General features: G+C 59.4%; 12 protein-coding genes. 8 read left to right on the top strand and 4 right to left on the bottom strand.

The window, feature by feature from the left end; genetic code table 11:
* The first annotated feature begins 27 nt into the window (after positions 1–27).
* Together hemF and ABVT35_RS26110 are read left to right on the top strand one after the other, a co-directional pair.
* Entirely contained in the window at positions 28–939 is a 912-nt protein-coding gene (gene hemF, locus ABVT35_RS26115) for an oxygen-dependent coproporphyrinogen oxidase (protein WP_368470553.1), read from the top strand.
* Between the two features lie 234 nt (positions 940–1,173).
* A complete protein-coding gene (locus ABVT35_RS26110; RefSeq protein ID WP_368470552.1) occupies positions 1,174–1,527 on the top strand; it encodes a carboxymuconolactone decarboxylase family protein in 354 nt (117 codons plus the stop codon).
* 27 nt (positions 1,528–1,554) lie between these two features.
* Here ABVT35_RS26110 and ABVT35_RS26105 read toward each other — a convergent pair whose 3' ends face one another.
* Positions 1,555–2,064 (bottom strand): phosphatase, encoded by a 510-nt coding sequence (locus ABVT35_RS26105; protein ID WP_368470551.1) that lies wholly within the window; start codon positions 2,062–2,064, stop codon positions 1,555–1,557.
* Positions 2,065–2,193: 129 nt separating this feature from the next.
* Here ABVT35_RS26105 and ABVT35_RS26100 point away from each other — a divergent pair, with 129 nt between their 5' ends.
* Both ABVT35_RS26100 and ABVT35_RS26095 read left to right on the top strand, forming a co-directional pair.
* On the top strand, positions 2,194–2,613 hold the full coding sequence (locus ABVT35_RS26100; protein WP_368470550.1) for a PaaI family thioesterase: 420 nt from the start codon (positions 2,194–2,196) through the stop codon (positions 2,611–2,613).
* A gap of 78 nt (positions 2,614–2,691) precedes the next feature.
* Positions 2,692–3,102: a hypothetical protein gene (locus tag ABVT35_RS26095; protein ID WP_368470549.1), complete on the top strand. Its 411-nt coding sequence runs from the start codon at positions 2,692–2,694 to the stop codon at positions 3,100–3,102.
* Between the two features lie 5 nt (positions 3,103–3,107).
* Here ABVT35_RS26095 and ABVT35_RS26090 read toward each other — a convergent pair whose 3' ends face one another.
* From ABVT35_RS26090 to ABVT35_RS26080, 3 genes are read right to left on the bottom strand one after another with little or no spacing between them, the layout of a single operon-like run.
* Positions 3,108–4,379: a CCA tRNA nucleotidyltransferase gene (locus tag ABVT35_RS26090; RefSeq protein ID WP_368470547.1), complete on the bottom strand. Its 1,272-nt coding sequence runs from the start codon at positions 4,377–4,379 to the stop codon at positions 3,108–3,110.
* Positions 4,376–5,008, bottom strand: coding sequence for a CoA pyrophosphatase (locus ABVT35_RS26085; protein ID WP_368470546.1), 633 nt, complete (start codon positions 5,006–5,008; stop codon positions 4,376–4,378). Before ABVT35_RS26085 ends, ABVT35_RS26090 begins: the two co-directional genes overlap by 4 nt.
* Positions 5,005–5,616 (bottom strand): DUF1285 domain-containing protein, encoded by a 612-nt coding sequence (locus ABVT35_RS26080; protein WP_368470545.1) that lies wholly within the window; start codon positions 5,614–5,616, stop codon positions 5,005–5,007. Before ABVT35_RS26080 ends, ABVT35_RS26085 begins: the two co-directional genes overlap by 4 nt.
* Before the next feature lie 181 nt (positions 5,617–5,797).
* Between ABVT35_RS26080 and ABVT35_RS26075 the strand changes: the two genes are divergently transcribed.
* Genes ABVT35_RS26075 through ABVT35_RS26060 form a run of 4 tightly spaced genes read left to right on the top strand, consistent with a single transcriptional unit; the run spans position 5,798 to position 12,626 of the window.
* A complete protein-coding gene (locus ABVT35_RS26075; protein WP_368470544.1) occupies positions 5,798–6,814 on the top strand; it encodes an AAA family ATPase in 1,017 nt (338 codons plus the stop codon).
* A 6-nt stretch (positions 6,815–6,820) separates the two neighbouring features.
* Positions 6,821–7,741, top strand: coding sequence for a DUF58 domain-containing protein (locus ABVT35_RS26070; protein ID WP_368470543.1), 921 nt, complete (start codon positions 6,821–6,823; stop codon positions 7,739–7,741).
* Positions 7,738–10,557, top strand: coding sequence for a DUF4159 domain-containing protein (locus tag ABVT35_RS26065; RefSeq protein WP_368470542.1), 2,820 nt, complete (start codon positions 7,738–7,740; stop codon positions 10,555–10,557). The genes ABVT35_RS26070 and ABVT35_RS26065 overlap by 4 nt, the downstream gene beginning before the upstream one ends.
* Before the next feature lie 2 nt (positions 10,558–10,559).
* Positions 10,560–12,626 carry a hypothetical protein gene (locus tag ABVT35_RS26060; protein WP_368470541.1) on the top strand — a complete coding sequence of 689 codons (2,067 nt, stop codon included), beginning with the start codon at positions 10,560–10,562 and terminating at the stop codon, positions 12,624–12,626.
* Positions 12,627–12,635: the final 9 nt, after the last annotated feature.

Raw genomic sequence — 12,635 nt, 5'->3', positions numbered from 1 at the left:
CCGGGGAAAACATGGGGACGATGTCTGATGGAAAGGCCTAACCTTCCGCTCGGCCATCCGGCTGCGCTGGAAGAGAAAAAGACCAAAGCAAGAATATGGTTTGAAACGCTGCGTGACGCTATCTGTTCGACATTCGAGCAGATCGAGGACGAAGTAACGGGACCTCTTGCCGACGATGCGCCGGGCCGATTCGTCCGCACTGACTGGCAGCGCGATGAAGGCCAGGGCGGCGGCGGAACCATGTCGATGATGAACGGTCGGGTCTTCGAGAAAGTCGGTGTCCACACATCCACTGTTTACGGCGAATTCTCGTCGGAATTTCGCCAGCAGATTCCCGGTGCGGAAATTGATCCCCGATTTTGGGCGTCCGGCATCTCGCTGATCGCCCATCCGGTCAACCCGAATGTCCCCGCCGTGCACATGAACACCCGCATGGTGGTCACCTCCACTCAATGGTTCGGCGGCGGCGCCGACCTGACGCCGGTTCTCGATCGCCGGCGCGTTCAGGACGATCCCGACACGCAGCTCTTCCACAAGGCCATGGAAATCGCCTGTATGCGGCACAAGGTGGCCGACTACGAGCGCTATAAGGCTTGGTGCGATGAGTATTTCTTCCTGAAACACCGCAACGAACCGCGCGGCGTTGGCGGCATCTTTTTCGACTGGCTGCGCTCGAGCGACGAAGACGGCGGCTGGGATGCGGATTTTGCCTTTGTGCAGGATGTCGGACGTGCCTTTACGGTCGCCTATCCCAAAATCGTGCGCCGCAATTTCGACAATCACTGGGACGAAGCGGACCGCAATGAGCAGCTCATCCGGCGCGGCCGCTATGTCGAATTCAATCTGCTATACGACCGTGGAACGATCTTCGGATTAAAGACCGGCGGCAATGTGGATTCGATCCTGTCATCCATGCCGCCGGCGGTTCGCTGGCCGTAATAAAATCAGATTCTGTCCGGTGTCGGGGTGGCCATCAGCGGCCGCCCGTAATTTCTATCTGTCGGTGCCAGGAAAGGCGCTTCATTGCGGACGTGCTGGAAAAGGAAGCGGAAGCGTCCGAGGACGTTTGACCGGCCGCCTGACAGGTTTGCCGGATCAGCTTGACTTGCGTCAATGAAGCCCGTCGCATCCGATGCGACGAGTACTCAGCAACGGAACAGCTGAGGATTTGGTATGGCGGTTGAAGATTGGGACAGCTTTTTAGCGCAAACGGACCAGCGGATGAAAGCGGTGCGTTCCAGCACTCCGGATGTCGCCAAAGCCTTCGGCGAGCTGGCCAAGGCTGCTATCGGCCCCGGCGCGCTTGATTCAAAGACCAAGGAGCTGATTGCGCTTGCCGTCGGCATAACCGCCAGATGCGACGGTTGCCTTGCCTACCACGCCAGGGCGGCATTGAAATACGGAGCCACACGCGATGAGATCGTCGAGACGGTCAATGTCGCGGTCTATATGGGCGGTGGCCCTTCGATGATCTACGGAGCCGAGGCGCTGGCCGCTTATGATTCGTTTGCCGGCAATTCCGATTAACGGCAGCAACGCAACCGCACTATTTCCCTAACCACCGGTCGCCCAGTCGAGCTGCTTCTGCCCCTGTACGGCGCCGGGCCGCACATGGCGAAGGCGCTTGAGGGCCGTCTCCGGGTCTTCCCCCCGCTCGACCAGCAGCCTGAGCGCAATCATGCCCGAACGCCCGTGACCGCCATTGCAGTGCGTCAGCACGCCGTCGCCCTGGTCAAGGGCCTCGTGCAGGGCGGACGAAAGCGCAGGCCATACTTCAGCGTTGTCTCCGGAAAGGCCGCCCCAGTCCCTGATTGGCAGATGTTTCCATCCAATTCCACGGCGCTCGAGCAGCGATCCCAGTTCGCCACTGCCGCATGCATCCATTTCCACTCTTTCGGTCAGAGTGAGGACGATGGACGGGCTCCATGCGGAGATCGTCTGCAGGTCAGACGAAAGATCGCTGAAACGCCCAGGCATAGCGCACACGCCGATGCGCCCGCCATTTTGAAGATAGAGCGTTGCAATCGAGAACATGCCCTGCCTTGACGGAATATCCCGCGTCATGATCGCATTTTCCACATTGCCATGTTGTCGAGACCGGTAAAGCCGTTCAATTATACCGCAATGAGGGACTGTCGGACACCTTTCTGCAGATACGGTCCGGCAGTCCTTAGACAGGATCGGGAGGGAATATTGGAAGGTGAACGTTATGGCGTGGCCGAAGTAAAAACGTTTTTGGCGGAACACTTTGCACCGTGGGTAAAGCGCCTCAACATCGAGCCGTCGGAGATCACGGAAACCGGTGTCGTCTTCACGGTACCCGCCGGTGACGAACTCGCCCGCACGGGCGGTATCGTGTGCGGTCAGGCGGTTTCGGCGATTGCCGACACGGCCGGTGTCTTAACGCTCGTCGCCCATAACAGCGACGACCGGATCATGACGACCGTCGATATGACCACCCATTTCATGCGCCCGCTGATGACCGGCGACATAGAGGCAACGGTCACGATCCTATCCAACGGTCGCCGCATGGCCACCTGTAGGGTCGATTTCCGCCAGTCCGGCAGCCCCAAAATCTGCGCCGGCGCAACCTGCGCCTATGCATATGTGTGACAGCGTCTGTACATAGGCGTTTGCTGGCTTCAGGCGGGTCGGGTTCTGAAAGATGGCCGAAAATGTTATTCTCGGTCCATGATCTGGATCTCGAAAGCGATCTTTTGGATCGTTGCCGCTTTCTATGCCTACGGCGCTCTTGTGCATGTAATGAACATGGCAGGCATGAGCGGTTTCAACTGGGCGCAGGCACCGCTCAAATGGCAGGTCCTCGATGTCGTTTATCTCATACTTGATGTTATCGTTGCACTTGGCCTTGTTTTGGCCTGGCGCATCGGCCTGGTCGCATTCTTTGCAGCGGCCATCAGCCAGATCGTACTCTACACGGTACTGCGTTCGTGGATCGTCGACGTGCCTGAGGCGTTTGCCCGCACACCGGAGGAGATCGGCTATCTCGACGGACTTGTGGTATTTCATGTCGCGACGATTATCCTCATCATCGCTGCAATCTGGATCGGCAATGCGGCATCTGCATCACCGACCACCTGAAAATGTCAGTCCACTGACTGACTTGCCCGGTCCAGGAGTTGTTTTTGCGTCAGGTTGAAATTGCTCTCGATCCAGGCTTCTTCCAGCGCACTGAGCGTATCGCCAATGGCCGGCCCCTCCGCCACACCTGCCTGTAACAGATCGCTTCCCGACACTGGAAAGCGTGGCCGGGTCCAGTCATCCGCAACGCCAATCAGCCGTGACAGCTTTGCCGCGTCGTGCAGCGCCTTATCGTCGGTTTGGGCTTTTGTGCGCCGCGCGCTGAGCTGCAACCGCATGGTATCGCCAATTGCCCGCGCATCGCCGCGATATAAAAGTCGTTTCAGCGCCGAATCGGCGAGGTCCTCCGGAACGGCAGGCTCTTGAGCCCAGCCGACCAGCCTTTTGCGCTCGGCATTGGACATGCGCAACCGACCCGCCATCGCGTCGATGCGCGCCGGATCGTTCGGAACGATTGCCATCAGCCGAAGCAGCGGATCAGGCTTCCATCTCAGCGACGCGCCGGTTTCAACCAAGCCGAATACGGCATCAATTCCCCATTTTTCGGATTCAGGCACGATTGTGCTCAGGACCCCGGTCTGCCGCATCCACAGCAGGGCGCGCGACGGTTCGGGCGCCGCGAGCAGGCTTTTCAGCTCCGACCAGACACGTTCGGCGGAAAGTTTTTCAAGCCCGGACTTCAACCGTGCGCAGGCCCGTAAACCATCCGCATCGGGCCTTCCCTCGCCGTAACGGGCGAAAAAGCGGAAGAAACGCAAAATGCGCAAGTAATCCTCTTCGATGCGTGTCGCCGGGTCACCGATAAACCGAACCGTCTTGCTTTCGATATCGGCAAGCCCGCCAACGAGATCGATGACCTTGCCATCAGCATCCGCATAAAGGCCGTTGATGGTCAGGTCCCGCCGATGCGCATCGATGGACCAGTCCGCCCCGAATGCCACGGTCGCATGGCGTCCGTCCGCTTCCACATCGACCCGCAGCGTCGTTACCTCAAAGGGGTGGCCTTCAACGACCAGTGTGACAGTGCCGTGATCTATCCCGGTCGGAACGGATTTGATCCCGGCCTTTTTGGCCCGAGCTACGACGTCTTGCGGACGCAGGGTCGTTGCGATGTCGATATCGCCGACTGGAATTCCCATCAGTGTGTTGCGCACCGCACCGCCAACAATACGCGCCTCGCCGCCATCCGCATTGAGCAGATCCAGCACCCGGTGAAGACGGTGCGACGCGAACCATTTTGCATTTGCAATCGAAGTGTCCTGAGCCTCTTTGCTCATGCATAAAGCCTTTCATAGAGCGTACGCAGAATACCGGCGGTCACGCCCCAGATATATTTGTCGCCATAGGGCATGGTGTAAAAATGCCGTTCCTTGCCTTCCCAGACGCGGCTTTCCCGCTTGTGATTTTCCGGGTCCATCAGAAAGGGAAACGGCACTTCGAAGGCATCCTCCACCTCTTGCCGGTTGATGATCATCGGATAGTCACTGCGCACTACGGCAAGCACCGGTGTAATCCTGAACCCGGTTGTTGTGAGATATTGCGGCAGGCGACCGACCGGTTCGACAAAAGAACGCGGCAGGCCGATTTCCTCTTCGGCTTCGCGCAAGGCGGCAATCTCCGGTGATCCGTCTTCCGGATCGATCGCTCCGCCGGGAAATGCGACCTGCCCGGAATGGGTGCGCATATGGGCCGTGCGCTGCGTCAGCAGGATATCCGTGTGTTCGCCGTAGTCGACCAAAGGCACGAGAACAGCGGCCTCCCGCAATTTCTCTCCCGACAGGCGCGTGATGATGTCGGGATTTAGCACATGATCGCCATATCCGCGCTGATCGCCCTCGCCCTTTTCCAGCGCCGCCCGTCGGCGGAAGGTCGCCGCGCTGAATTCGTCGGTCACTTTCACGCTCATTTGGACTGCGCCTCAATCTGCTCCATTGGCATGACCGGAAAGACCGATCCGGCCGAACTGACACTGAACATTTCCGTATCCTCGATTTTATGAGCCTTTCCCAGTTCCACGATGTCATACATCAGCGCACGGCTGGCCAGCGCTTCCAATCGCCCGCGCACATGAAGATAGGGTTTTAGTTCATCGTTTTCACCAGCAATTTCAAAGCGCAAAGGGTGATCGGGACCGGCTTCAACCACATCACCCACATTCGTCCGGAACGTCAGAACCTGCTCTCCGTCCCGTTCGCTGACGCTCATCTCGACGGCAATGAATGGTGCATCCTCAACGCGAATTCCAACCTTTTCGGCGGGCGTGACAAGATAGGTTTTGCCATCCGCATCCTTGCGCAAGACAGTCGAAAACAATCGCACGAGCGGCGCCCGTCCGATTCTGGTGCCCAAGTAGAACCACGTTCCATCGGCACGGATTTCCATATCCAGATCACCGCAGAACTCCGGCTCCCACTTGTCGACAGGCGGCAGGCCTTTTTCGGAAGGAGCCGCTCTTGAAATCAGCGCCTCGAGACTTGTCGCATCGTCCGCCGCTGCAATTTCACCCTTTGCCATTGTCTGGTCCAGCTTCCTGTCTATTCACAATATTATCACTTACCGTCACTCGCAGATCATGCGATTCATAGGGATAAAGATAAGTATTTTCCATTGATGGTTACTCGATCCGCGCCAAATAGTGGATAATGACCGGTATATGAGAAGTGAGTCCGGAATATAAAGAGACGGAGATGACTATATGGGCATCGTTGAAAACGCCGATCCCGCGCTTGATGAAAAGGCAGTGATCGCTGCCGCTGAAGCGGCACTCGATGACATTGCAGCCATCAGGCAGGAAATCGGCAGGGTCATCTTCGGCCAGCAAAACGTTGTCGAACAGACCATATTAGCGGTGCTATCGGGCGGTCACGCCCTCCTCGTAGGCGTTCCGGGACTTGCCAAGACCAAGCTTGTCGGAACCCTCGGCACGGTCCTGGGTCTCTCCGACAACCGCATTCAATTCACACCCGACCTGATGCCCTCCGATATCCTTGGATCGGAAGTCATGGATCAGGATGTGGACGGAAAGCGCTCCTTCCGATTCGTTCCGGGACCGATCTTTACCCAGCTTCTCATGGCGGATGAAATCAACCGTGCGTCCCCGCGCACCCAATCGGCGCTGCTGCAGGCGATGCAGGAATACCACGTCACGGTAGCCGGATCGCGGCACGATCTACCCGAACCATTCCATGTTCTTGCCACCCAGAACCCGTTGGAACAGGAGGGCACCTATCCTCTGCCCGAAGCCCAGCTCGACCGCTTTTTGATGCAGGTTGACGTGCTTTATCCCGAACTCGATGCCGAACGGCAGATATTGCTTGAGACAACAGGCATCGAGGAGGTTACACCGAACCCAGTCATCAAAGCCGCGCGGCTCAAGGAAATTCAGGCGCTTGTGCGCCGCATGCCTGTCAGCGAAAAGGTCGTGGACGCGATCCTTGAACTGGTGCGTTCGGCCCGGCCCGGCAGCGGAAATGATGCAACCGACCGCCATGTCGCATGGGGCCCAGGCCCGCGCGCCGGACAGGCGATGATGTTATGCGCCCGCGCGCGCGCGCTTTATGACGGCAGGCTCGCCCCCTCGGTCGACGACGTGCATGCGCTTGCCGAGCCCGTGCTGCAACATCGCATGGCACTGACTTTCGCGGCCCGTGCGGAAGGCATGCATGTAAGGGATGTGATAGCAGGACTCGTCAAAGAAATGAGCGGAGACTAAGAGCCCGTGGCGGCCATCGGACAGGCAAGCGAGGCAGTCGCAACCACCCCGGCATTGGCGCGTGCGCGCCAGCGGGCGGCCTATGTTCCGGACCTTCTTGTCGAAGCCCACAGGGTTGCCAGCACGGTCATTGCCGGCTGGCACGGTAGGCGCAAGCGCGGTATTGGCGAGAATTTCTGGCAGTTCCGCCCCTATGTCGAGGGCGAGAGTCTTTCGCGTATCGACTGGCGGCGTTCTGCGCGCGACGACAATACCTATGTCCGCGACCGCGAATGGGAAGCCGCCCATACTGTCTGGCTGTGGGCCGATTCATCGCCATCCATGCTGTTCAAATCGACACTTGCACCGGTTTCGAAACAGAGCCGCGCCATGGTGATTATGCTTGCCGTTGCGGAAATACTGGCCCGATCGGGCGAACGAATTGCCTCCCCGGGTGTCATGGATCCGGTTTCGGCGCGCAATGCCGCAGAACGGTTGGCCGCGGCCATTGATCTGCGCAAGGACAAGCAGACCTTTCCGGACGTCACGCAAATCAATCGTCACAGCGATCTCGTTCTGATCTCCGATTTTCTCGATCCGGCAGAAGCCGTCCTTGAAAAGCTTGCTCCTATCGCAAAGCGCGGCATTCGCGGCCACATACTGGAGATATGCGACCCGGTGGAGGAGGTGTTTCCCTATCGTGGCCGCACGGAATTCGTCGATCCTGAAAGTGGCGGCAAACTGACGGCCGGCCGCGCCGAGACCCTGCACGAGGATTATCGCCGTACCTATCTTGCCCGTCGCGAGAGCATTGCCGAAAGCCTTCGCCGCCTCGGCTGGAACTTCATCACCCACCACACCGACCAGCCGGCCTCGACGGCACTGGTCGCCCTTCATACCCACTTGTCGGGTGTTCCGAACGGCGGCATTCGCGGGGTAGCATCGTGAACGCGCTCCCGATCGTTTTCGGCGCACCGGCAATCCTGTTCGGCCTTGCCGCGCTGCCGGTGATCTGGTGGCTGTTGCGCCTGACGCCTCCCCGGCCGAGAACCGAGCTGTTCCCGCCGCTCCGCATCCTTGCCAAGGTACTCAAGAAGGAAGAGACACCTGCCAAAAGCCCGTGGTGGCTGACCGCGCTTCGGCTTCTGATTGCCGCACTGATTGTCATTGCGCTCGCAAAACCGGTTGTCAATCCGCGTGAAATGCAGATCAGCGGCGATGGGCCTCTTGTCATTGTCATGGACAATGGGTGGTCGACGGGCAGCGACTGGCAGGACCGGCTGTCCGTGGCGGCCGAACTGATCGATGATGCGGAGACGCAGAACGTGCCCGTTTCCATCGTCTTCACCGCGGAAGATACGCACAGCCCCACCGCCGACACGGCAGCGCGGGCAAGAGAACGTCTGCAGGCAGCGGTACCGAGACCACTCCATGGCGATCAGAGCGCCGCACTGTCATCCCTGACGACGGCATTTGAAAACAGCCGGATCGGAACGCTCGCCGTCCTGTCATCAGGCATTGGACAGGCCAGTGCGGACGATGCGTGGCAGGACCTGCTGGCATTGTCACCGGGCGAGGTCAGGATATTCCAGAACGCCGATCCCGAAACGCTGGCGCTCGTGGCAGCAAGCAATGAGGCAAACGGTTTTGCTGTCACCGCAAGCCGGCTGGATGACGCCGCGGCCGAAAGCCGTTTTGTCACCGCCAATGACAGCCAGGGGCGCCCGATCGCCAATGGCGAACTGTTCTTTGAGGCCGGTTCTGACCGCGGCACGGCGCTTCTCAACGTACCTTTCGAACTGCGCAACGACTTTGCTAGCATCACCGTTGACGGCTCGGCAACCGCCGGCTCACGCTATCTGCTCGATGAAAGCGCAAGGCGCCGACGCGTCGGTCTGTTATCCGCCGAACCGCTGGATCTGTCACAGCCGCTCCTGTCGCCGCTTTATTATCTCACCCGTGCACTAGAACCGTTTGCCGATCTGATTGTCCCGGAAAGTGACGAATTGACAGGATCGATTTCCGAATTGGTCGAGCAACGCCCCTCAGTGATCGTCATGGCCGATATCGGCACGGTTCCCGATGAGGTCGAAGAAACGCTTGTGGACTGGATCAGCAAGGGTGGACTGTTGTTGCGGTTCGCGGGGCCGCGCCTTGCCGGCGGCGATGAAAGCGACCCGTTCGTGCCGGTGGAGCTCAGACGCGGCGAAAGAGCGCTTGGCGGCGCTCTGTCGTGGAGCGAACCGCAGCCGCTTGCGGCGTTTTCAGAGCACGGCGCCTTTGCCGGCATGAGCCGGCCGGACGATGTCACGGTCAACAGACAGGTCCTGGCGGAACCCTCTCCCGATCTGGCATTGCGGACCTGGGCAAGCCTTGCCGACGGAACGCCGCTGGTCACCAGCAGCGCTTTTGGCGATGGCCGTATCATTCTGTTTCATGTCACAGCAGAAGCGACCTGGTCGAACCTGCCCATTTCCGGCCATTTCGTTGAAATGCTGCGCCGTTCCGTGCTGTTGTCGCGATCCACAATTGGCGCGCAGGGCGTCGTCGAAGAAGTCATCCTGCCACCCTACCGGCTTTTGTCGGCAACCGGCACAATCACGACCCCTTCGGGCGCGGTTCAACCGCTCAAGATTCAATCGGGAACCCTGCCACCGGTCAGTTTCGACAATCCGCCCGGCCTTTACGGCACTGAAAGCGGATTTGTCGCGCTCAATCTGATGCGCGCGAACGACACCCTTTCAGCGTTTGAACTTCCTGAGTTCTCAGGCCAGGTCCACCGGTCAGGCTACGCGCGCAGCAGAAGTGTCGATCTGGCGCCATATCTCTTGACCGCGGCAATGTTGTTGCTGTTGATCGATACGGTCATCGTGCTTTTCATGTCCGGTGCCTTTTCGCGGCTGACAATGCGCAACATTCGTCCTTCCGCCGGAGCAACCGCGGCAATCCTGTTGCTAGCCGCAGCAATGGCAGTCATGCCGCAGATGGCACACGCTGCGGATGAAAAGGCGGGCGATGCAGATATTCTGGCGTCCCTTGACCGAACACATCTTGCCTATGTGATTACCGGCGACCGACGGACAGACAGGACAAGCCGCTTGGGCCTTACCGGCATGACCCGGTTTTTAACCTACCGCACGTCGCTGGAACCCGGCGATCCGGTCGGTGTCGACATTGAAACCGATCCGTTGGCACTTTATTCGATGCTCTACTGGCCGATTACGGTAGACGCAGATCCGCCTTCGCGCGAAGCCATCAGCCGTATCGATACCTTCATGAAAAATGGCGGCACTGTGCTGTTCGATACCCGAGACGCGCTGGCCGGCCTCAGCAGCGCCGGTGTGGTATCGCCGGAAACCGCACGCCTGCGCGCTATTCTCGCGGAACTCGATATTCCGGCGCTGGAGCCGGTTCCACCGGATCACGTGTTGACGAAGGCGTTTTACATTCTCAACGAATTTCCCGGCCGGTATCGCGGCAGTCCCTTATGGGTTGAAGCCATACTCGATACCGACAATCCGGAAAACCGGCCTGCCCGTGGCGGCGATGGCGTTTCATCGATCATCATCACCGGAAACGACCTTGCCGGCGCCTGGGCCATCGATGAAAACAACATACCGGTCTTCCCGACGGTCCCGCCCGATCCGCTGCAGCGCGAACACGCTTTCCGTTCGGGAGTCAACATCATGATGTATATGCTGACGGGTAACTACAAGGCCGACCAGGTGCATGTGCCGGCTCTGCTGGAACGTTTGGGACAGTAGCCATGTCGGTCGAATTTTCTCCCCTCATACCCGTCCTCTACATTGCCCTGCTGGCAGCGTTGGCTGTGGCGCTCGGGGCGTTGAGCGTCGTGCAAAGTGTGCGTGGTGCTATATTCAGAATATGTGCCCTTGCAGCGCTCTTACTTGCGCTCCTCAATCCGGTCATTCTGCAGACGGAAAGAGAGCCGCTCGATAGCGTTGTCGCCGTTGTCGTAGACCGCAGCCAGAGCCAGTCCAGCGAACAGCGAACGGCGGCGACCGATGCCGCCCTCGCCCGCCTGACGGATCAGCTAGGCAGATTTCCCCGCCTTGACGTACGCGTTGTCGAGGTCGGAAATGACAGTTTTACCGAAACCCCCTCGACGCGGCTGTTCGATGCACTGTCATCAACTCTGGAGGATGTTCCGACTTCGCGTATCGCGGGCGCCATCATGATCACCGACGGCCAGATCCACGACATTCCCGGGTCTGCTTCCGAACTCGGCTTCTCGGCGCCGTTGCACGGGCTCATTACGGGCGCGCCGGACGAGGTCGACCGCCGGATCGAGCTTGTAAATGCGCCGCGCTTTGGAATAGTCGGCGAACCGCAGGAGATCAGCTACCGGATTCACCAGGACGGTACAGGCATATCCGAAGTGACCGAGGTCACGGTTCGGGTCAATGGTGAGCTTTACAGCAGGGAACTTGCGCCGATCGGCCAAACTATGCCGCTTCTCATCGATGTCGAAAGAGCGGGCGACAATATCATTGAACTTGAAGTCGAGCCTGTACCCGGCGAAATATCTGTGGCCAACAATCGAGCCGTTGCTGTGCTAGACGGCATCAGGGAAAACCTTCGTGTGCTGCTGGTTTCGGGAGAGCCGCACAGCGGCGAGCGCGCCTGGCGCAATCTGCTGAAATCAGACACCGCGGTCGATCTTGTCCATTTCACCATTCTGCGCCCACCCGAAAAGCAGGATGGCACGCCGATCGATGAATTGTCGCTGATTGCCTTTCCGACCCGTGAGCTGTTTGTCGAAAAGATCAACGAGTTCGACCTGATCGTGTTCGATCGCTATCAGCGCCGGGGCGTGCTGCCGGTGCTCTACTACGACTACATCACCCAATATGTGGAAGGCGGTGGAGCGCTGCTGATTGCCGCCGGCCCCGAACATGCGGGCCGCGATTCCATAGCCACCACGCCGCTTGCGCCGGTTCTGCCGGCTACACCGACCGGCGAAATCACAGAGACGGGCTTTTTCCCGCGCCTCAGCACCGCCGGCCGCAGACATCCGGTCACCCGTGATCTGCCGGGTTCCGCCGAAGAGCCGCCGCATTGGGGCCGCTGGTTCCGCGCCATCGATGTCGATGCCCCAAAGGAAGACACAATATTGGAGGGGCCGGATGGCGCGCCTCTATTGATCCTCAACCGGGTCGGCGACGGCCGGGTTGCCATGCTGATGTCCGATCACGGCTGGCTCTGGGCCCGCGGGTTCGAGGGCGGCGGTCCCCATGTTGCGCTTTACCGCCGCATTGCCCACTGGCTGATGAAGGAGCCAGCACTTGAAGAGGAATCCCTGCGCGCGAATTCGCGCGGCAATCTGCTGACGATTACCCGCCAGACCATGGCTGAAGACATTCCCGAGGCCACGGTCACAACACCATCGGGCGAAACGCTGACCGTACCGCTCTTCGAAACCGCGGAAGGACTGTTCCAGGCTGAATTGCCGGTCGAGGAAAACGGGCTGTTCGACATCGAAAATGGCGATATGCGCGCCCTGGTCCATGTCGGCGCGGTGAACGCGCCCGAATTTGCGGCGACGGTTTCAACCGGTGCGCTTTTAAGGCCGCTTGCCGAAGCAACCGGCGGAACGGTCCAGCGTGTCTCCACCGGCGGCACGGATATTTCGTTGCCGTCCATTTTGCCCATCAAGGGAACGCCGCGGGGCTCCGACGGCCGTCTGGTCCTCAAAGTAACCGGCGAAACCGAGCTGAAGGGCGTCAATCGCCTCCAGCTGTTCGCCGGCTTCTTCGGTCTTGCCCTGCTCTTCCTTGTTCTGGGAAGCACCTGGTATCGCGAAGGCCGCTGACGCAAGGCC

Source organism: Hoeflea sp. TYP-13, assembly GCF_040932035.1.
Classification (GTDB): Bacteria; Pseudomonadota; Alphaproteobacteria; order Rhizobiales; family Rhizobiaceae; genus Hoeflea_A.
Note: the sequence above shows the minus strand (reverse complement) of the source record. Positions and strands in the feature narration are given on the sequence as shown.